A 23060-nucleotide genomic window follows, 5' to 3' on the forward strand; every position below is an offset into this window, starting at 1 on the left:
ATGAAGAAGCAATGGTTAATTAAGGGGTTACTCACAATTTTGCTGCTTGTCCCGGCGGCATGCGGGTCTAATAACGGAGGGGCAGAGCAAGCAAATACGACAGAACCAAGCGAAGCTGCAGTTAGCCAGCCAAGCAATACGACAGCCGGGAGTGCGGGGGCAGCAGAGGAGACTCCTGCCGGAACACGTACGCTTACGTTCCTCGACCAAGAATATAGCGTGCCGGCAAAGGTGGAGCGTGTTGTCATCACCGGCTCGCTGGAAGCGATGGAGGATGCACTTGTACTTGGTGTGAAGCCGGTTGGCGCCATCTCCATTGCAGGTAAATTCCCTGCCATCTTCGAAGAAATTACTGGCGAAGCCGAATCGATCGGTGAAAAGACAGAACCGAATTTCGAGAAGATTCTCTCCTTGAAGCCGGATGTAATACTTGGCTCATCCAAGTTTGCTCCGGAGGTGGCCGAGAAGCTGGCCAAGATTGGACCCACCATCCCGGTGTCCCATATCTCAACCAATTGGGAGGCCAACCTCCGGCTGCTCGGCGAGCTGACGGGGAAAGAAGCGGAGGCTGAGCAAATTTTGTCCCAGTATAAGTCCGACTTGGAAGCTGCAAAAGTGAAGCTGGCAGACAGACTCAGCGGTAAGAAAGCAGTAGCTGTTCGCGTTCGCGGCGGCAATTTGTTCATCTATCCCGAGACCGTCTTCTTTAATCCTTCCCTTTACGCAGATTTGGGTCTGACGGTCCCAGAAGAGATCAAAGCCGCGAAAGCACAGGAAGTAATTTCAATTGAGAAGTTCTCCGCTATGAATCCGGACTATATCTTTATCCAGTTCTCGGAGGAAGAGAATGCGGATGCGCCGAAGGCACTGGAGGACCTGCAGGACAATCCGATCTGGAACAGCATCAAGGCAGTGAAGGACGGGCATGTGTTCGTCAATGCTGTTGATCCGCTTGCACAGGGCGGAACGGCATGGAGTAAGATTCAATTCCTTAAAGCGGCTTCTGACAAGCTGTCCCAATAAGGAATGAATGATCTGTCCCTGCGATTTGGCCGGAAGGTGCCGGCCATTCTGCTGATAGCTGCGCCGCCTGCAGCTGCAGCTATCATAGTACTATCGGTGTTATACGGGGCCAAAAATATCGATACGGCTACGATCTGGAACGCCCTGTTTCAGTTTGACCCGGACAACGTTAACCATCACATTATTCGCTATTCCAGAATACCAAGGGTACTGGGGGCGCTCCTGATCGGAGCGTTCCTGGCTGTATCCGGCGCTTTGATGCAAGGCATGACCCGGAATGATCTGGCCTCGCCTTCCATCATGGGCGTGTCGGATGGTTCCGCGTTTATGATCACCCTGGCTATGATTGTTTTGCCGGGAGCCACATCACTAAGCATGATCTTCATGTCACTGGTCGGCTCAGCTGCGGGAGTGGCGATCGTACTCGGGCTGGCGTCGACGGTACCGGGCGGGATGTCGCCGGTCCGCATGACCATAGTCGGCGCCGTTGTCAGTACGTTCCTCAGCAGCATTTCATCAGCGCTTGCGGTTTACTTTCAGCTCTCCCAATCCGTTAGCTTCTGGTATAATGCACGGCTGCATCAGCTGGAACCGGACATGATCAGGCTGGCCCTTCCTTTTGCGGTAGTGGGGCTGCTGCTGGCTTTCCTGGTATCAAGGCATGTTACGATCCTCTCGCTCGGCGAGGAAGTGTCGGCAGGTCTTGGCCAGCGATCGGCGTTGGTGAAGGTTATATCGACGTTGTCCATCGTGATTCTGACGGGTATCTCGGTAGCGATCGCTGGGAAAATCGGGTTCATCGGGCTCATCATTCCACATATCGCACGGTTCCTGGTAGGGCTTGATTACCGGTGGGTTGTACCATGTGCTGCCGTTATCGGAGCGGTCTTCCTGGCGCTGGCTGATCTGCTCAGCCGCTTCATGAATGCACCCTTCGAAACGCCGATCGGGATTGTGACTTCATTGATCGGTGTGCCGTTCTTCCTGTACCTGATCCGCAAGCGAGGGGGAGGGGAACGTGATTAACAGATCTCTGCCCGCCTATCTGACAGTTCTTGGGGCGCTATCAGCGCTGTTGGTTGTTGTCGTATACGTTAGTTTGACGAATGGCTCGTTCGACCTTGCGGCATGGGACGTGCTGAAGACACTGCTCCGGCTTCAAGCCAACCCCGACTATGACCTTGTAATCTTTGATTTCAGGTTGCCGAGAATTGTTGTAGGCCTGCTGGTTGGTCTGGGGCTCGGAATTGCGGGAGCAGTCATACAAGGCATTACGCGCAATGGATTGGCGGACCCTGGAATACTGGGCATTAATGCAGGAGCTGGTGCGGCCGTCGTTTTGTTCATGCTTGTATTTGCAGGCCAGATTAAGGGCGCCGGCTGGCTCTCCGTAATGGCAATGCCGCTGTTTGGGCTGGTCGGCGGGATAGGAACCGCCGCTCTTATCTTCTTCTTTGCCTGGCATCGCGGTGTGCTGGATCCTCAGCGGCTGATCCTGTCCGGTATCGCGCTTGGGAGCGGACTAGGTGCTCTTGCCATGTATATTTCTCTTAAGATGAATCCGCAGGATTTTGAGATGGCAGCGGTATGGATGGCAGGCAGCATCTACAATGCCAACTGGCGCTTCGTGCTCGCAGTACTGCCATGGCTGCTGGTGCTCATTCCTGTCATATGGTCGAAATCCCGTCAGCTGGATTTGCTGCAGCTTGGCAGAACGACGGCGGCGGGAGTCGGCGTAGCTGTGCATAAGGAGACGAACCTGCTGCTGCTGTGCAGTGTCGGTATTGTCAGCGCCTGTGTTTCGGTATCGGGCAGCATCGGGTTCGTCGGACTGCTGTCCCCTCATTTGGCGAGGGGGCTCTCCGGTCACAGCCACAGCCGTGTCATACCATTGTCCGGCCTGATTGGCATGCTGCTCGTAACGGCTTCGGATTTCATTGGCAGACAGCTCTTTGCACCTGTTACACTGCCTGCTGGCATAGTCATTGCTATTATCGGCGCCCCTTATTTTGTTTATCTGCTGTTCCGCGGGCAGCGGTAAGGAATGGAAGTGTTTTTCCAGGGATATAGAAGGGATAGGAGTGAAAGCAGCGAATAATATGGTTAACTAAGCCTAGCAAAGTGAAGAGCGAGCTGGAAGGGTGTATTGGAGGGACGAAGATGCAGCTGGCCCGTACGATAAATTGGATATGTCATTTGTTTATGTTATCTTTCCATATCTTATCGGGATGGATGGGATGCGGCGAACGTGCCGCTCTTTGTACAGCCTACTTCACGGGTGATATATGCATTCTTTATATAATGTCCATGTCATCCTCCAATTGTATTGATCGTATATCCAATCATGTCGTCCAATGTTTTATATGGATCGCCCTGCTAAGCCGGACAATCGTTGTCCGGCTATTGCTGTTTAAGAAACCGGACCCTGTCTGTGTTGGCTGCTTGGAAGTGTGTTAAAGCCAATTAGAGAGGAAGATCCGGATGAGATACAGGTTAGGAAAAGCGGCGGGCGGCTTGAACCGTCTGCTTAATGCGCGCCGATTGCGAGCATATGAGCGGCGGCTTTCACGTATTCGCAGTTTCAAGGCACTTTATTCCTCAGCGCCTCTGCTCAATGAGCAGATCAAGATACTACGGTGGTCTGCGGAAGATGTAAGGACAGTGGAAAAACAAGTGCGGGCGGCGGCTGTTCTCAGTCTTATCGTCCAAGAGGAACTTGATATTAACCTTTACGACGAGCAGCTCATTGCCGGAATGGCAATGCACGAAGGTTATATGATCGACATGAAGACAGGAGAAGGCAAGACTCTTGCTGCCCTGCTGCCTGCTTTTCTGAGTGTATTGGAAGGAAAGCAGGTTCATATCTATACCTTCAATGAATATCTGGCGGAACGGGACTGTATGTGGTGTGGTCCGGTGTTTAACCGCTTGGGGTTCCGAGTTTCTGGAATTAAGGAATGTATGAATAAAAGCGAGAAGCGGGAGGCATACGCCGCAGATGTCGTCTATGTAACTGCCCGGCAGGCCGGATATGATTGGTTGAATGATTCGCTCGTATACGAGCCCGAGGATCTGGTTCAGCGGCCGCTGGAATTGCACGATTTGATTGTGGATGAAGCGGATGGCATCCTGCTTGATGAAGCAAGGGTGCCTATGGTTATTGCAGGGGAAAGCAGTGAAGTAGATTCAAATGCCTACAGGGTAAGGGATATAGCTGTGCACCTGCAGAACGGCGCAGATTATCAGACTGATGAAGCGAGGCGTAATGTATTTTTAACTGATGAGGGCTGCGCTAAGGCGGAGGCTATGCTAAAATGCGGCAACTTGTATGAACTTCGCAATGCCGATCTGCTGGCGGATTTACATAGTGCCCTTCACGTTGAAGCGTTGCTGGTCAAGGATATTGATTATATAGTTTGCGACGGCAAGCTGGTGCTTATTGATGAATTTACCGGGCGGGCTGCCGAGAACCGCCAACTGCCAGACAGTCTGCAGTCGGCACTTGAGGCTAAGGAAGGCTTAAAGAATCGATCAACCGGGATCATATGGGGCACATTGACGGCCGAACATCTGGTTAAGCGTTATGCCAAGTTAGCCGGGATGAGCGGTACTGCAGCACTAGCAGCTGATGAACTCAAGGATATATATGGATTAGAGACATTGATCATTCCGACACATTCAGTATGCAGAAGAGTCGATGAGCCCCATTTGATCTTCAGTCACAAGGAGGCCAAGTTTAGAGCGATCATGACTGATATTTCCGACTTGCATCGGCTCGGTAAACCGCTGCTAATCGGTACCTCTTCTGTTGAAGCCTCGGAGCGTCTTGCAGCTGATTTGGAAGCAGCGGGGATTAGGAGCTCTGTCATAAACGCCCGGCATGATAAGGAGGAAGCTGCCTTGTTGTCGAAGGCAGGACGTCTCGGAGCGGTTACAGTGGCTACTCACATGGCTGGAAGAGGAGTGGACATCCACCTTGGTGGCGGTGATCCGCTGGAAGCGGAACAAGTCCGTCTGCTCGGCGGGCTTCATGTCATTGGGACGGAATTGCATGACAGTCAACGGATCGACTGGCAGTTGAGAGGCCGAGCGGGTCGCCAGGGTGAGCCTGGGTACTCGCGTTATTATGTCAGTCTGGAGGATAGTTTGCTTCTTCGATATGGGTTGCAAGAATCATTACCTGCCAGTTGTAAGGATTTAAGGCAAGAGGCGCCCTTGAATGACAACAAGCTTGGACGAATAGTTGATCATATACAGAGGGTCGCAGAAGGACAACATCACGAGACTCGCAAGACGCTCGCTAAGTATGCGGATTTGTTGGAGCAGTACTGTCGTGAGATACGTGCCAAGCGAGACAGATTTCTTTATCGTGTCGTGCAGCCCAATATTTGGGTAAACACACTTCCGGAGTTATTCGCAGAAGCCCTTAACAGATTTGGAGATGAAACAACAAGAGAAGCCGAGCGCTATGCTATGCTGGCGTGTATAGATAGATGCTGGGCCGACTTCCTCGCGTATGCTGCCTATGTTAAGGAAGGAATACATCTTGAGAGCATTGGCGGCCGGAATCCTCTGGAAGAATACACAAGGCTTATGTCAGATGCTTATGCTTCAGTAGATGACAAGATTAAAGCTGCGGTCGGGCAAACACTTCATAACAACAAAAACGTTGAATCTCTGCTGGATGGTATTAAGCAGGAGGTTCGGGTGCCGTCAGCAACATGGACCTATCTTATCAACGACCAATTCTTCCCCGAACGGGTAAGCCTGATTTAAAATGCAAGCTTGCAAACAGCGGTGCAGACCATCTGCACCGCTGTTTTGTGCTCGCTACGTTGAAATCACCCGGTATCTGGGATAAGATCGATAGGGGAGCGTTAAGCCGTTCCGGCTGCAACATTATCAACTGATAGAATGGGGACATCCGGGTTATGTATCGTCATATGGAAGATTGTGTTACAGATTTGGAGAAGAACGGTCATCTGGTCCGTGTCCGGGAGGAAATTGACCCGGAACTCGAGATGGCTGCTGTACATAGAAGAGTTTATGAAGCGGGTGGACCTGCTCTGCTGTTCGAGAATGTGAAGGGCACCAACTACCGGGCGGTGTCGAACCTGTTTGGTTCTCTGGAACGCAGCCGGTTCATATTTCGCGATACTTGGCAGGCAGCTGAGAATGTTATTGCCCTGCGCGGAAATCCTGTACAAGCGCTGAAGCATCCGTTTAAGCAGGTGGGCACGGCTCTGGCCGCCTCCAAGGCTTTGCCGCGAAAGTCTTCCGGTCTTCCGGCAGGCTTCCGGGAAATCCGCATATCGGATCTTCCCATGATAAAATCCTGGCCTATGGACGGCGGAGCCTTCATTACACTGCCGCAGGTATATTCCGAAAATCCGGACAAGCCAGGCATCATGAATTCTAACCTCGGCATGTACCGTATACAGCTGAATGGCAATGACTACAAGCTGGATCAGGAAATCGGCCTGCATTATCAGATCCACCGAGGCATCGGCATTCATCAAGAGAAGGCAAGCCGGAGGGGGGAACCGCTAAAGGTCAGCTGCTTCGTTGGCGGTCCGCCAGCGCATACTCTGTCTGCTGTGATGCCGCTGCCCGAAGGCTTGAGCGAGATGACGTTTGCCGGCCTGCTTGCGGGACGCCGGTTCCGCTACAGTTATGTGGACGGATACTGTATCAGTCATGATGCGGATTTTGTCATTACCGGAGAGATCCACCCCGGGGATACGAAGCCCGAGGGTCCGTTTGGCGATCATTTGGGTTATTACAGCCTGGTCCATCCTTTTCCGGTCATGAAAGTTCATAAAGTGTATGCCAAGGAGCATGCAATCTGGCCTTTTACCGTTGTCGGGCGTCCGCCTGCTGAGGATACAGCGTTCGGAGCGCTCATTCACGAGCTGACAGGCGATGCAATCAAGCAGGAGATTCCAGGAGTCCAGGAAGTCCATGCCGTTGACGCAGCTGGTGTGCATCCGCTGCTGTTTGCAATTGGCAGCGAGCGTTATACACCATATCAGACAGTCAAACAGCCAGCAGAGCTCTTGACGATTGCTAATCGCATCCTTGGTACCGGTCAGCTGAGCCTTGCCAAGTACCTGTTCATAACAGCAGAAGACCGTGTACCGCTTGATACGCATCGGGAAGCCGATTTTCTCCAATATATTATGGAACGGATTGATCTGCGCCGTGATCTGCACTTCCAGACGAACACGACCATTGATACGCTCGACTACTCTGGAAGCGGACTCAACAGCGGCAGCAAGGTTATCTTCGCAGCATATGGAGATCAGAAGCGCGAGCTGTGCAAAGAGATCCCGGAAGCTCTCAGGGATATTCGCGGATTTGCAGGAGCATCTATGATCATGCCGGGAATGGTTGCCATTGAGACGGGGGCATTCCGCAGTTACGAGGAAGCGGCCGAGGAATTACAGATGTTCTGCCAAGCTTTACAAGCTAAGGGGGGACTTCCAGAATGCCCGATGATCGTAGTCTGTGATGACAGCCGGTTTGTGAGCGGCAATTTGTCTAATTTCCTGTGGAGTACATTTACCCGGAGCAATCCTTCGCATGATATCTATGGGGTTAACAGCTTCTATGAGCACAAGCACTGGGGATGTGATACGGTTGTCATTGATGCCCGGATTAAGCCGCATCATGCGCCGCCGCTTGAAGCAGATGCTTCAATAGAACGAAGCATTGACCGGTTCTTTGCGAAGGAAGCTAGCCTCGGCGCTATTAGACTGGGCTGAACGCCGTACAGAGTGTCAGAATATGAATTCGGTTCAGGGTTCACTGCCGCTACAAATTAACAATGGCCCTGTCACTGCAATTATGTGCTTAAGAAGATATCGTTCTATTCAGCAAACAGGCTGTGCCCATAGGGCGCAGCCTGTTTACGCAGTACCATTATGCGGTTACTGCATCATCAACATTTCCGCCATATCATCCTGGGCATTGCCGATCAGCTTCAGCCCGAATTTGTCGACAAGCGTTTCAATGACACCCGGACTCATAAATTCCGGAGCCTTGGGACCGATACGAATATCCTTAATGCCCAGACTGAATAAGCCCAGCAGGATGGCGACCGCCTTTTGTTCAAACCAGGAAAGAACGATGCTGACCGGCAGTTCATTAACACTGCAGCCAAATGCATCAGCCAGTGCCAATGCTATTTTTACCGTAGAGCCGGAGTTGTTGCACTGCCCGAGGTCAATGTACCGGGGAATTCCCGTGTCGCCTACCGTTCCATAGTCCACATCATTGAACCGGAATTTGCCGCAGGAAGTGGTCAGAATGACGGTATCGTTAGGCAGGGAGGTGGCGAGCTCGCGGTAATATTCACCCTCCTTGCCGGGAGCATCACAGCCTGCGATAACGAAGAACCGTTTGATCTTGCCGTCCTTTACGGCCTGAATGATCTCGGGTGCCAGACCGATCACTGTTTCATGATGATAGCCCGTTGTCAGAACCTGATCGGAATCGATGGTGATTGCAGGCAGGGCCAGTGCCCGCTCAATTAATGGCGTAAAATCGTCGTTCAGAATTTTCTCCACACCTTCAAGGCCAGCCACCTCATACGAGAAGAAGCGGTCTGCATAGGAGCCTTTAATCGGCATTACGCAGTTGGTTGTGGCTAGAATGGCCGCGGGATATTTCTCAAACAGACGCCGCTGATCGTACCAGGCCTTGCCGATGTTACCCTTCAAGTGTCCATATTTCTTCAAAAGCGGGTAGCCGTGGGCAGGCAGCATTTCGGAGTGCGTATAGATGTTGATGCCTTTGCCTTCCGTCTGCTTCAGCAACTCCTCAAGCGCGTACAGGTTATGACCTGTCACGATGATGGCATGACCTTCGATTTTATTCTGGCTGACGGTAACCGGCTGCGGAACGCCAAAATGCGTGGTATGCGCGCGGTCGAGCACATCCATGATTCTCACGGCCGCGTTACCGACCTTCATGGCCATATCGACATGCTCCTGCAGGTTGAAGTTGGAATTGGTCAAGGTCAGATATAGCGCTTCGTGTGTTATTTTATCAACTTCCGGGTCGGTGCAGCCCAGCTGTCTGGCATGAGTGGCATAAGCAGCAATCCCTTTCAGGGCGAATATGATTGTATCCTGAAGGCTTGCAATTGTTTCGTCCTTGCCGCAAACTCCAATCACCTTGCAGCCGCCTGCCGGTGTCTGCTCACATTGATAACAAAACATGGACGTGACCTCCTCTTACTGTATTTTGTAGCGTAAGGGTATCAAAGGATGGCTGCTTGTAATGTGAAAATTATCACTGAAATCCACAATTAGGAATTGGTTACTAGGGCATGTTACACTCAGAATGTGTGAAGATCTTAACATCCAGATAAGTTAATTTTTAGTATAATGTGAGGAGTTGTCCGAAAGGAGGGGGAACAGTTTGTCATCTCTGATCAGACTGGATAAGACCAACCTGGATATGGAGCATATCTGCTGTGCGATGTCCGACAAGAAGGCGGCTGAAGGTGTACAGCTGAAGAAAGATTGGCTGAGATGCCGGTTTGATGAAGGCCTGACGTTCAGGAAGCTGGATGCGAGAGGGAAGGTGTTTATTGAATACATTCCTGCGGAGTATGCATGGGTGCCGGTTGAGGCTGAAGGCTATATGTACATAAACTGTTTGTGGGTTGCCGGCAGCTTTAAGGGGCAGGGCTACGGCCGCTCGCTGCTGGATGCCTGTATGAGTGATTCGAAGAACAAGCATGGACTGATTACCATATCAAGCAAGAGCAAGAAACCCTACCTGTCCGATAAGAAGTTTTTGCTCAAGCAGGGCTTTGAAACGGTGGATACGGCACCGCCCTATTTTGAATTAATGGTCAAACGTTTGGGAGAAGGCGGGCCTGTGCCCCGTTTCAAGGAATGCGCCAAGCAGAGCCGGCTTGAAGCTGACCTTCATGACGGACTGGTCGTTTGTTACACCAGCCAGTGTCCCTTCACGGAGTATTATGCCAATCAGGAGCTTGAGGAGATCGGAAGAGAATACGGAATCCCGGTTAAGAGCATTCGGCTTGCCAGCCGCGAAGAGGCTCAAAACGCCCCAGCCGCCTGGACGACTTACAGCGCTTATTATAACGGTACGTTCATCACCCATGAGATTCTAAACCGGGCCAAGTTCAGCGCTTGGATGAAGAAGAGGGTCTAGAGCGGAAGTAATAAGGGACAGACTGTCGAACGACAGCCTGTCCCAGCTGCTTAAAGGAATCATTTGCTCAGTCGAATATCTAGTCGGGCAGCTACGCCAGCCGGATTTTGATGGTTGTGCGGTCCGCCAAAGTTGAAGGCAATAATGATAATGCTGTTAGGGCCTCTTTGCAGGAACCGTACGATGTTGAAGTTGCGTCCGTTACCGTCAACCTGCTGATGGGGATCTGAATGTTCAATCAGATCGTATGGAGTTCCGGAAATGAAACGGTCCATCGATCTGTGCCTCCCCGAAGCCTGCAGCTTTCCAGCTGCTTCAGGGTGTCTTGGAAGTACAATGAGGATTAAAACCGAAAATCTATAATTTACAGGGGGAAACCTTTAATTAGTAGCTGTATATCTGCACCAGAAAAATGGTACAATCAAATAGTAAACGCTTACAAAATAGGTGAATAAAGGGGGGGTGCATTAACTCAATTTTCAAAAGGCTTTAACGGTTGCAGTATCATTCGCAAGTCAGAAGTTGAAGAGGAGGAGAATTATAGAGAAAGGTATTGAATGTTGAGCTATTCATAAACTGAAGTTTTTTGCGGCACTCGAATAAAAATTCAAATGGAAAAACAGAGGAGGAATAATGTGATGTTCAGATCCAAGACAATTAAAAGAGCGGCAGCGGTTCTGCTGATCAGCTCTATGGTTATTTCGGCGTTCGCCGCTACCGCGTCTGCTGGCTTGTCCCGCAGCAAATTCCTCGGCAATATTATTGCCGGCAGTGTTCCATCCAATTTCGGTTCATACTGGAATCAGGTCACACCCGAGAATTCAACCAAATGGGACGCTGTGGAAGGCAACCGCAATACGATGAACTGGGGCCAGGCGGATATGGCATACAACTATGCCCGCAGCAATGGATTCCAATTCCGTTTTCATACGCTTGTCTGGGGCAGTCAGGAGCCTGGCTGGATCCGGAATTTATCAGCAGCTGAGCAGAGGGCTGAAGTGACCCAGTGGATTCAAGCGGCCGGCCAGCGTTACCGCAATGCAGAGTTTGTGGATGTTGTCAACGAGCCGCTTCATGCGAAGCCATCCTACCGTAATGCAATCGGTGGGGACGGTTCAACAGGATGGGACTGGGTCATCTGGTCGTTCCAAGAGGCACGCAAGGCGTTTCCAAACTCCAAGCTTATGCTGAATGAATACGGTATCATTGGCGATCCAGGTGCCGCTGACCAGTACATTCGTATCATTAACCTTCTCAAGAGCAGAGGGCTGATTGACGGCATCGGAATCCAAAGTCATCATTTTAATATGGATTATGTTTCCGTGAGCACAATGCGGACAGTGCTGGATAAGCTGGCCGCAACCGGGTTGCCGATCTATGTGACGGAGCTGGACATGACGGGTGACGATGCCACCCAGCTGGCCAGATATCAGCAGAAGTTTCCAGTTCTATGGGAGCATTGGGCAGTGAAAGGCGTGACGCTGTGGGGTTATCAGGAAGGACGTACCTGGGCGGCGAATACTCACCTCATCAGAAGCAATGGAACAGAGCGTCCTGCGCTGCAGTGGCTCAGAACATATTTGGCGTCCCACTAATGGTCTGATATAAATCAAGCGGCATACAACCCGAACAGGGATGTATGCCGCTTGTCTGTTATTTGATCTGAAGCATCATGGTCCAAATCTCCGGTGATTCATAACCGAGCCGCCACGCAGCGACGCCGGCAAGGTCGTACTTCTTGGCAAGCTCAATCCTCTTCTTCACGGTATCGGCTGTCTCAGCCCAGAGAACATAGGTATATCCGTCTTTGACATACGTATGCTTAATCTGCTGGAACTTAGGATCATACACGGAAGAGGCGCTGTTGGCAGCCAGCAATGCCGGAACGTCCTTCATGAATATCGCCCGGGAGTCAAGCAGTCTGCCGTTGCTGTCGAGCTTCCATTCTCTTACATAAAACGGAATACCCAGCATCAGCTTGGAGCGGGGAATGCCATAGGACAAATAATCTTTGATTCCCTGTTCGGTCCAATCAAGCCCGGACACAGAGCCAGGGGACGTGCTGCCCTTCCAATACTGGTCATATGCCATAATAATGACATGGTCCACATATGAGGCCAGCTTCTCATGGTCATAGGCCGTCTTGTGATTCCACGCAGCATCCCCTCGCAGAAGATCGATCGAGATCGTCAAACCCTTAGCATGCACAGCTTGGGACAAGTCGCGGACAAAGGTGGTATAGAGATCCCGGTCCGCTCCGGCAAGCTCTTCGAAATCCAGGTTAACACCAGGCACCTCAAGCTTAACGAGCCTGTTTACAAGGGCCTCTATGAACCGTTTCTGGGCAGCGGGATCGCGTAGAAACTTGCTGGTCATGGCCTTGTCGAACTGGTTGTGGACAAGCGGCATTACCTGCATGCCCTTGGCCTTCAGCTGAGATACGACACCGGCATCAGAGGCATCCTTCAGCGTTCCGTCAGCTGCAGCAAGCTCAAACCAGGTAGGCGAGCTGATATCCATTCCCTGTGTATTCGCGACTTGTCCCATGACAACTGGTGTGCTTGAAGATCCGCTCCAGCCCAGATAGAGAAGCTTCTTCATGTTATCCCACACGAGACGGCGGTCCGCAGTGACTACCTTAGAGTTTGCATAGCTTTTGGCGTATGTGATCGCTGAAGCGCGCGTATGAAAATAACGAATCAGGTTATCGCCTTGATATACCTGAAGATAAGGAATGTTCGTCCACCACACATTGCCGTCCTTCACAATTTCGGCACCGGCAAGCGTCTTGGCATAGGATATGGCGTTATCCAGACCAAAGAAGCTCCTGACCTCCTTGCCGTTCTGATAAACGGTATAAGAGGGGACTGCTGAATGCACGACTGTGCCGCTACGGGTATTCATGACTGTGCTCCCGGTCAGCTTGTTGGATGCGCGAATGGCATCCAGCAGGAAGGCGTGAGAAGAGACGGTTAGTCCGTCTGCAGCCATCACGTTATATACAGGCTGCCCGCTGCGGGCAAGTTCCTTCTGGGCGGCTGTCATATTATCCCACACCCACGTATTGCTTGCCGAGTCGATTATATGGGCGCGTCCCCATTTGGCGGCTTCTTTCTTGGCTTCAGCCAGGGTAGTGTAGCCCCAATGCGGCAGGGTCTTGTCTCCCTGAAACAGACGGTACCGCTCATAGCTGCTGAATACCCATCCTGGCTTTTCCAAATCACGGATGTGCACATTGGCGAGTGTAGAGGCTGTCTTCAGAGCTTCCTGGTAGGTGCGGTATTCCCGGCCGCTGAGCTTCTGTCCGTTCTGATAGACTTCATAACGGGGGAGATTATCCCAAACCCACTGCCTGTTCACAATTTTCTCGACATGACTGTATTTGAAGTTCTTGGCATAGGCGACAGCCTGTGTTTCTGTAGCAAATTCTTTTAGCGCTATTTCATTCTGGTACACACGATACTGCGTCATCTTGCCTGTGGATGCTGCTGCGGGAGCAGAGGCTGCTGCAAGCCCTGCCTGCAGGCCGAGCAGTAGAGCTAAGCCAAGCTTGATCTTGTTGTTCATTATGAAGGATTCACCAGACCTCTCTCAATCTCTCTAGTAAAGTTAAACGCAGAAGGAGAGAGCAGGTTGCGTGGTAATGTTATGCAGGTCAAATGTTATGCAGGTCAGGCTGTAACCTTAAGCCTATCCCTGACGTCTGAGATATGAATAGAAAGGGGATGGGCTGATGGGAAAATACACATTAATCGTGCTCGGGTTTGGACTATTCCTTATGGCAGCATTACATTTCCTTTATGAAGAAGGTAATGGAGGGCAGATTTCCGGCGGGTGAATATGTGGTTTATGGTGAAGCGGATTTCTTCATAGAGGAGGACGGGGAGGAAAAGAATTACCGCTTAAAGGCCCAGGTGCGGTTCGTTGTGGAAGATTACTGACGAAAAAAAAGAAGCTGTCCCTTGCCGATTAGCCGGTGACAGCTTCTTGCATCTGTATGGTTATAACATGCAGCAATGGCATCACATTTGTATATCCGCCCAAATTTCTTCATCAAGTCCGAGCTTGATTTGGGAGCGGAAGACGCGGCTGCCGTGCTGCCGGAATACATACTGCTCTATAGCTTCAAGCAGGTTGGCTTCTACAAGGTACTGGCTGCGTCCCTGTACCCATACCTCTGCTGTGTAGCCGTATTCTTCATCCCAGGCAAGCTGAACCTCAACATCGGTTGGGGATACCCGCTTGCGGTCTGCCATATTAAGGCAGACTGCATTAATAATTTCGTCCATGTAAATCCGCATGCTTAGTAGGGTCTCCTGTCATTCTCATCACGGCGGTTGCGGAAATGCCGAATGACCGCACGGATGGCAACAAACAAGACATACAAGGCAAGCACATTAACAAGCAGGCCAAGGAAATCACCCATAAAACCCATTCCGGCAAACATGCTGCCGAACATAAGTCCTGCAAGTCCGCCAATCATCATGCCCTTAAACAAGCCGCCGCCGCTGAAAAATCCGCGCTGTCCTGCCGCTCCTGCCCCAGCTGTTGCGCCTGCTCCCGGGGTCTTCGCGCCCGGATCAGCTGGCCGTACATTATCAGCCGGTTTCGAAGGGGTTTGGGTGTAGCTTTTCTTTGGTGATTTGAAGCCGCCGCGCTTGGCGTCAGCCGTGTCGACTGCCGAGAAAGCAACAAATACGGTCAGTGCCATCATAAGCAGTATGATCTTCTTCATGTTGTTGGTTCTCCTCCTGTGACAAATATGATTGACAGGCGTATTGCCTTCTATATGTTATACGTATAATCTAAACATCGGTTTCAATTTTTATCCCATTATCAGATTTAGTATTAATATATTAAGTTATCATTGAAGGAGAGATTGCATGTCTGATTATCCGGAGCCTTATCTTGAATATTTGATCCAGTTCCATGCGGTGCGTGATTATTTTGAATGCCACGAGCTGCTCGAGGAGTATTGGAAGACAATACCTGCAGAAGTCGAGGGTAGAGAGGTTTGGGTCGGTCTGATCCAGATCGCTGTTGCCCAGTATCATCATCGGCGAGGCAATACGGCAGGCGCGCTTAAGATGTTCGAGCAGTCTGCGGAGCGGTTGAAACCATCCAGTCTGGAGAGTCTAGGGCTTGACGGACATGCCGTTATGGAACGGGTATCCGAGCGAATTGCCAAGCTCAGCAGCATGGGCAGTAAGACCCCGTACGTTGAATTCAATCTGCCGTTCCAGGACAAGAGTATGCTCTCCTATCTGCAGCAGGTCAGCGGGAGCAGGGGGCTAAAGTGGGGGGCACAAACAGATGCGGCTGACGACCAGCTGGTTCATAGGCATACGTTAAGGGACCGGTCAGAGGTTATTGCGGCGCGCAAGGCCTCAGCAGCCCGCAAGCTGCAGGAACGCAAAGGATAGGGGTGGCCCCGGCTTAGGGGGAGTGCTGTTGGATGAAGACAGAGAAGCCGCATGCCTCCAGGGCGGAGACAGCAGCTTCTCTTCTCAGTGAAATATTAGTGTTTATACGTTCGAAACGGCATCCTTGCTTGAATCTGTTTCCGCATAGCCGTCGACGACAAGCTCAAGCTCGCCAGTTTCCGGATCTACAAGCATGCCGTGAACCGGAGTTCCTGGAGGAAGCAGCGGGTGGTTCTTAACAATATTTACGCTGTTCTCCACACTTTCACGCACGCTGTCGAAGCCGGTCAGCCACTTGTTCAGGTTAAAGCCTGCATTCATCAGGGTATCAATCGTATTTTCGGTTATGCCCCGTTCCTTCATATGTGTCATGACTGTCTCGGGATTAAGTGCGGTCATTCCGCATTGATGATGGCCGATAATAACAATCTCGTCCGCGCCGAGCTCATAGACAGCGATCAGCAGGCTTCGCATAATATTGCCGAACGGCTGTGTGACAATACCGCCTGCATTCTTAATGATCTTCGCGTCGCCATTGCGCAGGTTCATCGCTTTAGGCAGCAGCTCGGTCAGCCGTGTATCCATACAGGTCACAATGGCAAGACGCTTGTCGGGATACCGGGTTGTACGGTACGCCTCGTACTGTTCATTTTTAACAAATTCCTTGTTAAAGGCGAGAATCTCTTTTACATTAGTCATAGATAATTCCTCCTGTCTAAGGTTCTCTTGATTATGTATCAGACGGCGCTGACTACCCGCATGTGGTTTGTGTACGTCTGATTATCACTTTTCAGTACAAAAGCATGGCTGCTGTCCGAGTAGTCTACCTTAATCGAATCCTCGAAGAAGACTTCATAACGCGGTTCATACCATACCTCAAAAGGAATGCTCTCTGCCTTAACGTCACCCTGGACAGGATCTGCAATCCATTGAAGCGCCGGAACGCCGCTCATGACACAGCCGCAGCCCTCTGTATCGTACAGCAGCTTAAGCTTCCCAGTACCCGGACTGCCGGATTCCAGCTTCCTGACGGCATCAGCTGTAAAGGTTATTCTCATTGTAGGTTCCCTCCTCTGGTTTCTGTATGCACGCTGCATTAGCGCCCAGCAGAAGTTTGTAGTCTAACTATATCAGCTCGCTGCAATGATGAAGATCATAGCTATATTAATATGAAATCTTGCAGCAGGGTTAAAGTTGATTATACGATTTGTAAAAAGTATGATCAAGTAGTGATCATATGCAAAGAAAGGCGGTAGAGAATGATGAGTGAGCAATTAACTGTCACCCTACAGGAGTTCCGGGAACGAATTAAGCAGATCAAAGGCTACGAGGAAGCGATTGCGCTTCTTCACTGGGATATGCGGACAGGGGCGCCGCGCAAAGGGATTGCGTCCCGCTCCGAAGCGGTAGGCATGTTGTCTGCTGAAGCCTTTAAGCTGTCCACCTCCGAAAGAATGGGAGAACTTCTGGAGAAGCTCGAGGGACCAGCCTCGTCGGGTGAACTAAGCCGGATCGACCAAAAGCTGGTAGAGGAGACCCGGAAGGAATATGACCGGAACCAGAAGATTCCGCCGGCTATGTACCAGGAATATGTCGTACTGACTTCGCAAGCGGAGTCTTATTGGGAGGAAGCGAAGGACAAGGGAGATTACGCGGGTTTCGAACCGTACCTGGACAAGATTATTGATTTTAACAACCGTTTCATTGATCTATGGGGACCGAAGGCAACCCGCTATGACACACTGCTCGACATGTACGAGCCGGATATGACAACCGCTGAGCTTGACCGTATATTTGGCGGTTTAAGAACCAAGCTTGTTCCGCTTGCGGCCGCAATTGCCGATTCACCTCACCAGCCGGACCGCTCCTTCCTGGGCCAAACCTACAGCATCGAAGCCCAGAAGCAGTTCAGCCTGTTCATTTTACAGGAGATGGGTTATGACTTTGAGGCCGGACGGCTTGATGAGAGCGTGCACCCGTTTGCAACCGGTCTTAATCCCGGTGATGTGCGGATTACGACACGTTACCTCGAAGATGATGTAACGAGCGCCTTATTCGGCACCATTCATGAGGGCGGCCATGCCTTGTATGAGCAGAATATCATGAAGGAGCTGCTGTACACCACGCTCTGCACGGGTACGTCAATGGGGATACATGAGTCACAGTCGCGCTTCTGGGAAAATGTGATTGGACGCAGCAAGCCTTTCTGGGAGCGGTACTTTGCCGATCTGCAGAAGCATTTTCCGGGACAGCTGGATACGGATGTCGACAGCTTCTACCGGGCGATCAATGTCGTACAGCCTTCTCTTATCCGGATTGAGGCGGATGAGCTTACATATAACCTGCATATTATTATTCGCTATGAGATAGAGAAGATGATCTTCAACGAAGGCGCCAAGGCGGCTGACCTGCCGGAGATCTGGAATCTGAAATACAAGGAATATCTCGGCATCACCCCGCCTAACAACAAGGACGGCGTGCTGCAGGATGTTCACTGGTCCGGCGGCGCATTCGGATATTTCCCATCCTATTCCCTCGGCAACATGTATGCCGCTCAGTTCACGAATACATTGGAGAACGAGATGCCGGATCTTTGGGATAAGGTAGGCAAAGGGGATTTGCTGCCGGTTAAAGCGTGGCTCTCGGATAAAATTTATAAGTACGGCCGTCTTGAGACCCCGTCGGAAATTGTAAAGCGGGTAACAGGCAAGCCGCTAGACCCGTCTTATCTAGTTTCCTATCTGGAGACCAAGTACAAGGAGATTTACAAGCTGTAGGCTTATGAAAGCATCTCGTTACGGTGCATAAGCTCAAGAGCAATAGCAAGCCTCCGAACGCACAGTATGCCGTTTGGGGGCTTCTTGTGCTGCCCGCACCACAAGTTTCCAAGCTGCATAAAGTAATGTATCAATCTGTTTAACAGGCGGTGTTGGAACGATGAAGCGAAGAGAATGGCGGGCGGCTTCCCTGCTGCTCACAGTGTTACTGATGCTGCTTGCGGCCGGATGCGGCAGCAACAAGGGAGACGGGTTGATAAAGCTGCGCGTCGGCGAAGTCACGCGTTCATTATTTTATGCCCCGCAGTATGCGGCGCTCAGTCAGGGCTTCTTCGAAGAAGAGGGGCTTAAGATCGACCTGCAGCCGACATATGGAGGAGACAAGACGATGACAGCTTTGCTGTCGGGCAGCATTGACATCGGGCTTGTCGGTTCGGAAACCTCGATCTATGTCTATCAGCAGGGTACGGATGATCCGGTTATTAATTTTGCCCAGGTGACCCAGACAGATGGTACCTTCCTGGTGGCGCGGGAGCCGCAGGAGGAATTTGACTGGGAGGATCTGTTGGGCTCCGTGTTCCTCGGTCAGCGCAAGGGCGGCATGCCGCAGATGGCGGGAGAGTTTGTGCTTAAGAAGCACGGCATCAATCCTGCAGCCGATCTGCAGATGATCCAGAATGTCGACTTTGCGAATATTCCGGCCGCTTTCGCTTCGGGAACCGGGGAGTATGTGCAGCTGTTTGAGCCGCAGGCCTCCATATTCGAGCAGGAAGGTACAGGACATGTAATCGCCTCGTTCGGAGTGGAGAGCGGAAGCCTGCCTTACACGGTATATATGGCGCGGGAAAGCTTCATTGCGAAGAATAAGGATGCCGTAGAGAAGTTCACCCGCGCGCTGTACAGAGCGCAGCAGTGGGTGGAAAGCCAGCCTGCGGACGTTGTTGCCGATGCCGTGCTGCCTTACTTCGAGGATGCGGACCGAGAAATTGTAATCCGTGTCTTAGAGCGCTATAAAGAGCAGCGTTCATATGCGGCTGACCCGGTCATCGATGAGGCCGAATGGAACAATCTGCTCGATGTCATGGAATCGGCAGGCGAGCTGGCCAGCCGGACGCCGCATGCTGCTATCGTCGATAATTCGTTTGCCGAGCGGGCAAAGGAGCAGTGATACGGCGATATCGATAAGATTGTGAAAGGAGAGTGGGCAGATGGCCGCCATGCTGAAGCTGGAGAATGTTTCACATGCTTATCTCGGCGGACAGGGCACGGCCCTTGCGGTGGAAGACGTGAATCTGGATGTGCTGCCTGGCGAGTTCGTCAGCCTTGTGGGCCCGAGCGGCTGCGGCAAAACAACCATTCTGAATATGCTTGCTGGACTGTTCCCGCCCTCCAGGGGCCTTGTGCTTCTGGACGGCAAGCCCGTGCAGGGACCGAATGTCAGGGTTGGATACATGCTGCAGCAGGATTATCTGTTTCCTTGGCGGACCATTAAGAGCAACAGCATGATTGGCTTCGAGATTAGGGGAGAACAGACAAGAGACGCAGAAAGCAAAGTTCTTGAACTGCTGGCAGAGCTGGGCCTTGACGGGTCGGCGGATCGTTATCCGCATGAGCTGTCCGGCGGCATGCGTCAGCGCGTATCGCTTGTCCGCACACTTGCCGGCGATCCGGATGTGCTGCTGCTCGACGAGCCGTTCTCCGCGCTTGACATGCATATTAAGCTTCAGCTGGAGGAGCTGGTGTGGCAGACGCTGCGCAAGCGGGGGAAGACAGCCGTACTTGTAACGCATGACCTGCAGGAGGCAGCGGCGATGAGCGACAAGGTCGTTGTGCTAGCCGCTAATCCAGGGCGGGTTGAACGGGTGGTTACCGTGCCGGAGAGCATCAGGCAGGCGGGTCCTGAAGCTGCGCGCAAGTTATCTGATTTTGAACAACTGGTTGAGCAGCTGTGGACGCAAGTCGCCGGGAAAGAACCGGATCCTGCTGGAGGTGCAGCCAATGGACAATAGGGAGAACGCTAACAGCTGGCTTAAGGATTTGGAGACGAGTTACCTGGCTGGAGAGCGCCGCAGGACCATGTCTGTGAGGATATGCCAACTGCTGCTTCTGGCGGCTTTCTTCGGCTTGTGGGAGCTAGCGGGCAGGTATAAGTGGGTGGATGTGCTGCTCTTCAGCTATCCAAGCAAGCTGTTTCAGCACCTATGGACAACTTTGCTGGACGGAACGCTACTCCCCCACGTCGGCGTCACCGTCGTCGAGACAGCGGCCGGCTTCCTCCTTGGCACCCTGCTAGGGGCGGCCTTCGCGGCTCTGCTCTGGTGGTCGCCGTTCTTGTCGCGCGTGCTTGACCCTTACCTGGTCGTGCTGAACAGCATGCCGAAGGTGGCGCTGGGACCGATATTCATTGTAAGCTTCGGATCCGGCTACACCGCTATTATCGCGACAACGCTGTCGGTGACGGTTATTATTACAACCCTTGTCATCTATAATGCATTCCGGGAGACGGACGCCAATTACATCAAGGTGGTTCGTTTGTTTGGAGGGACCAGGAGTCAGGTGTTTGCCAAGGTGATTCTGCCGGCATCCTTCCCGGTTATCGTGTCTACGCTCAAGGTTAATGTAGGGTTATCCTGGGTAGGGGTCATCGTCGGAGAGTTTCTGGCGGCCCGGATGGGGCTTGGCTATCTGATTATCTATGGCTTCCAGGTCTTTAACTTTACGCTTGTGCTCTCCAGTCTGATCGTTATAGCCGTTGTGGCGGCAGCGATGTACCAGCTTGTGTCGATGTTGGAAACTAAGTTGACGTCAGGGAGGCGCGAACGGTAGGATAGGATAAAACAACCAGGTGAGGTTTTATCCGATGGGTATCCGTGTTATAAAGACAGCTTTGGCTGCTGTTGCAGCTATCTATACCGCACAATATTTCAATCTTGATCCTCCGCTGTCCGCCGGCCTGCTGGCCATACTTGGGGTGGAGGTAACCCGCATGAAAGGCCTGCATACCGTCTTTGCCCGTTTCACGGCGTCGGTACTGGGCCTTTTGCTCGGTTCGGCCATTTTCCTGATGTTCGGCTTCGAGTATTGGTCGGCTTCCCTGTTCGTACTGATCGTCTTCCCGGTCTTGGCCAAGCTGAACTTAAAGGATGGAATCGTAACAAGCTCGGTCATCGTCTTCCATGTTTTTGGCAAGGAAGAGGTGACGGTTCAGCTTCTGCTGAATGAGGTTTGGCTGCTGCTTACAGGGCTTGGCTGGGCAACCGTCATTAACTTGATCTATATGCCGCGCGAGGACCGGCCGCTTCAGCAGATTAAGAGCAGAGCAGAGCAGCTGCTCGCTGAGATTTTCCAGGAGCTTGGCGCCACCCTGCGCAATCCGTCACATCTCTGGACCGGCGGGCAGCTGCTGGAGGTAGAGCAGGCGATTGAACAAGGAAGACGCTATGCTGAGATGAGCAGGGAAAACCGCTTCTGGTATCACCCGGCTTATTGGACAACCTATTTCGAAATGCGGAGCCAGCAGTTTGATATGGTTCAGCATATGGTGGAAATTCTGGCATCCGTGTATGAAAAACAGCCACAGGGCGACCTGATCGCCGATATGCTCGATCATCTCTCGGAGGATATCAAGTCGGATGTATATACCGGCAACGCTGAGAGGGAGCTGTACGAGCTGGAGGACAGATTCCGCAGTATGGAGCTTCCGCAGTCCCGGGAGGAATTTGAAGTAAGGGCAGCCCTGCTGCAGCTGTGCCGGGAGCTTGAGCGCTATCTGGCTATCGCCAAGCGGTTCAAGAAGAAGGAAGCGGCCAAGCATCCGGTATCTATAAGCTGAGTCCTAACGTGAAATCTCGTTCCGCCTGCTTGCATTAGAAGTTTGCGGCCATTAAAGGACCGGCCGGGTTTCACTTCGGACAGATACCCGGGAGACCTCTCTTATGCTTGTCAAGCTCCCGTAAAACCTGGAAAATCAACAGTCTAACAAACAATATATATTTGTTCGAATCAGTTTAATCAACAAATGCCTATGTCCTGCATACACTTTAAGTGAATGATTGTATGGAGGAGGTTAAATACATGACAATTGCAGATAAACAGCTGAAGTGCAGAGAGATTATAACGAAAGCTGTCTGCGGTAAAGGTCGTAAGTTCTCCACCGTAACCCATACTGTAACACCGCCTCATAACCCTACCAGCATCCTAGGCGCGTGGATAATTAATCATCAGTATGAAGCGGTTCGGTCCGGTGACGGCATTGAAGTAATTGGTACTTACGATATCAACATCTGGTATTCGTATAACCAGAACTCGGAAACCGATGTAGCGAAGGAAACCGTATCCTATGTAGAAAATGTCCCGCTCTCGTATCTGGACCCTAAGCATAGGGCTTCAACGGAAGAAGTGTATTCCGAAGCGACACAGGAGCCTAATTGTGTCGAAGCGAACATCACTTCGAGCGGGAGCAGTGTTGTCGTGCGGGTTGAGCGCGAATTTGCAGTCGAGATGATTGCCGAAACGAAGGTCTGCGTAGCCGTTTGTCCGGGCGGCTGTGATGATGAAGACGGCAAGGATTATGAGTTTGGCCTGGATGACGGCGACTATGAGGATCTGGATCCAGACCTGCTTGATGAGGACCTGTAAACGCCCCTTT

At 51.7% G+C, this 23060-nt stretch carries 22 protein-coding genes; 15 read left to right on the forward strand and 7 right to left on the reverse strand.

What is annotated here, in order from left to right; all coding sequences use genetic code 11:
• From DNH61_RS23650 to DNH61_RS23670, 5 genes are all read left to right on the forward strand, one after another.
• Complete coding sequence (locus DNH61_RS23650; RefSeq protein WP_111149422.1) at nucleotides 1-1023, forward strand: iron-hydroxamate ABC transporter substrate-binding protein; 1023 nt, start codon at nucleotides 1-3, stop codon at nucleotides 1021-1023.
• A gap of 3 nt (nucleotides 1024-1026) precedes the next feature.
• On the forward strand, nucleotides 1027-2049 hold the full coding sequence (locus DNH61_RS23655) for a FecCD family ABC transporter permease (protein WP_111149286.1): 1023 nt from the start codon (nucleotides 1027-1029) through the stop codon (nucleotides 2047-2049).
• On the forward strand, nucleotides 2042-3064 hold the full coding sequence (locus tag DNH61_RS23660; protein ID WP_281272431.1) for a FecCD family ABC transporter permease: 1023 nt from the start codon (nucleotides 2042-2044) through the stop codon (nucleotides 3062-3064). Before DNH61_RS23655 ends, DNH61_RS23660 begins: the two co-directional genes overlap by 8 nt.
• A gap of 440 nt (nucleotides 3065-3504) precedes the next feature.
• Nucleotides 3505-5799 (forward strand): preprotein translocase subunit SecA, encoded by a 2295-nt coding sequence (locus DNH61_RS23665; protein ID WP_111149287.1) that lies wholly within the window; start codon nucleotides 3505-3507, stop codon nucleotides 5797-5799.
• 155 nt (nucleotides 5800-5954) lie between these two features.
• Nucleotides 5955-7787, forward strand: coding sequence for a UbiD family decarboxylase (locus tag DNH61_RS23670; RefSeq protein ID WP_111149288.1), 1833 nt, complete (start codon nucleotides 5955-5957; stop codon nucleotides 7785-7787).
• A 165-nt stretch (nucleotides 7788-7952) separates the two neighbouring features.
• Here DNH61_RS23670 and hcp read toward each other — a convergent pair whose 3' ends face one another.
• Entirely contained in the window at nucleotides 7953-9245 is a 1293-nt protein-coding gene (hcp, locus tag DNH61_RS23675) for a hydroxylamine reductase (protein ID WP_111149289.1), read from the reverse strand.
• 202 nt (nucleotides 9246-9447) lie between these two features.
• Between hcp and DNH61_RS23680 the strand changes: the two genes are divergently transcribed.
• A complete protein-coding gene (locus DNH61_RS23680) occupies nucleotides 9448-10212 on the forward strand; it encodes a GNAT family N-acetyltransferase (RefSeq protein ID WP_342771478.1) in 765 nt (254 codons plus the stop codon).
• Nucleotides 10213-10271: 59 nt separating this feature from the next.
• Here the strand turns inward: DNH61_RS23680 and DNH61_RS23685 are convergent, their stop codons facing one another.
• Nucleotides 10272-10487 (reverse strand): hypothetical protein, encoded by a 216-nt coding sequence (locus tag DNH61_RS23685; RefSeq protein ID WP_111149290.1) that lies wholly within the window; start codon nucleotides 10485-10487, stop codon nucleotides 10272-10274.
• A gap of 417 nt (nucleotides 10488-10904) precedes the next feature.
• Between DNH61_RS23685 and DNH61_RS23690 the strand changes: the two genes are divergently transcribed.
• Nucleotides 10905-11807 carry an endo-1,4-beta-xylanase gene (locus DNH61_RS23690; RefSeq protein WP_425452312.1) on the forward strand — a complete coding sequence of 301 codons (903 nt, stop codon included), beginning with the start codon at nucleotides 10905-10907 and terminating at the stop codon, nucleotides 11805-11807.
• Between the two features lie 58 nt (nucleotides 11808-11865).
• Here the strand turns inward: DNH61_RS23690 and DNH61_RS23695 are convergent, their stop codons facing one another.
• Entirely contained in the window at nucleotides 11866-13779 is a 1914-nt protein-coding gene (locus DNH61_RS23695; RefSeq protein ID WP_111149292.1) for a glycosyl hydrolase family 18 protein, read from the reverse strand.
• Nucleotides 13780-14012: 233 nt separating this feature from the next.
• Here DNH61_RS23695 and DNH61_RS26530 point away from each other — a divergent pair, with 233 nt between their 5' ends.
• Nucleotides 14013-14153, forward strand: coding sequence for a hypothetical protein (locus DNH61_RS26530; protein WP_181438842.1), 141 nt, complete (start codon nucleotides 14013-14015; stop codon nucleotides 14151-14153).
• Between the two features lie 81 nt (nucleotides 14154-14234).
• On the opposite strand, the gene DNH61_RS23700 is transcribed toward DNH61_RS26530, so the two are convergent.
• Together DNH61_RS23700 and DNH61_RS23705 are read right to left on the reverse strand one after the other, a co-directional pair.
• Nucleotides 14235-14513 (reverse strand): YxcD family protein, encoded by a 279-nt coding sequence (locus tag DNH61_RS23700; protein WP_111149293.1) that lies wholly within the window; start codon nucleotides 14511-14513, stop codon nucleotides 14235-14237.
• Nucleotides 14514-14515: 2 nt separating this feature from the next.
• A complete protein-coding gene (locus DNH61_RS23705; protein WP_111149294.1) occupies nucleotides 14516-14947 on the reverse strand; it encodes a hypothetical protein in 432 nt (143 codons plus the stop codon).
• Between the two features lie 148 nt (nucleotides 14948-15095).
• Between DNH61_RS23705 and DNH61_RS23710 the strand changes: the two genes are divergently transcribed.
• Entirely contained in the window at nucleotides 15096-15635 is a 540-nt protein-coding gene (locus DNH61_RS23710) for a DUF309 domain-containing protein (protein WP_111149295.1), read from the forward strand.
• 102 nt (nucleotides 15636-15737) lie between these two features.
• Here DNH61_RS23710 and DNH61_RS23715 read toward each other — a convergent pair whose 3' ends face one another.
• Nucleotides 15738-16334, reverse strand: a complete 597-nt coding sequence (locus tag DNH61_RS23715; protein ID WP_111149296.1) for a beta-class carbonic anhydrase — start codon at nucleotides 16332-16334, stop codon at nucleotides 15738-15740.
• Nucleotides 16335-16372: 38 nt separating this feature from the next.
• Nucleotides 16373-16693, reverse strand: coding sequence for an iron-sulfur cluster biosynthesis family protein (locus DNH61_RS23720; RefSeq protein ID WP_111149297.1), 321 nt, complete (start codon nucleotides 16691-16693; stop codon nucleotides 16373-16375).
• A 201-nt stretch (nucleotides 16694-16894) separates the two neighbouring features.
• Here DNH61_RS23720 and DNH61_RS23725 point away from each other — a divergent pair, with 201 nt between their 5' ends.
• The 6 genes from DNH61_RS23725 (at nucleotide 16895) to DNH61_RS23750 (ending at nucleotide 23050) form a co-directional block, all read left to right on the forward strand.
• On the forward strand, nucleotides 16895-18412 hold the full coding sequence (locus tag DNH61_RS23725) for a carboxypeptidase M32 (RefSeq protein WP_425452307.1): 1518 nt from the start codon (nucleotides 16895-16897) through the stop codon (nucleotides 18410-18412).
• A gap of 160 nt (nucleotides 18413-18572) precedes the next feature.
• On the forward strand, nucleotides 18573-19580 hold the full coding sequence (locus DNH61_RS23730) for an ABC transporter substrate-binding protein (protein WP_111149299.1): 1008 nt from the start codon (nucleotides 18573-18575) through the stop codon (nucleotides 19578-19580).
• Nucleotides 19581-19620: 40 nt separating this feature from the next.
• Nucleotides 19621-20421, forward strand: a complete 801-nt coding sequence (locus tag DNH61_RS23735) for an ABC transporter ATP-binding protein (protein WP_111149300.1) — start codon at nucleotides 19621-19623, stop codon at nucleotides 20419-20421.
• Nucleotides 20411-21238 carry an ABC transporter permease gene (locus tag DNH61_RS23740; protein ID WP_111149301.1) on the forward strand — a complete coding sequence of 276 codons (828 nt, stop codon included), beginning with the start codon at nucleotides 20411-20413 and terminating at the stop codon, nucleotides 21236-21238. Before DNH61_RS23735 ends, DNH61_RS23740 begins: the two co-directional genes overlap by 11 nt.
• A gap of 34 nt (nucleotides 21239-21272) precedes the next feature.
• Complete coding sequence (locus DNH61_RS23745) at nucleotides 21273-22244, forward strand: aromatic acid exporter family protein (protein WP_111149302.1); 972 nt, start codon at nucleotides 21273-21275, stop codon at nucleotides 22242-22244.
• A 242-nt stretch (nucleotides 22245-22486) separates the two neighbouring features.
• Nucleotides 22487-23050: an outer spore coat protein CotE gene (locus DNH61_RS23750; RefSeq protein WP_111149303.1), complete on the forward strand. Its 564-nt coding sequence runs from the start codon at nucleotides 22487-22489 to the stop codon at nucleotides 23048-23050.
• Nucleotides 23051-23060: the final 10 nt, after the last annotated feature.

It is taken from the genome of Paenibacillus sambharensis (assembly GCF_003233845.1).
GTDB lineage: Bacteria > Bacillota > Bacilli > Paenibacillales > Paenibacillaceae > Paenibacillus_I > Paenibacillus_I sambharensis.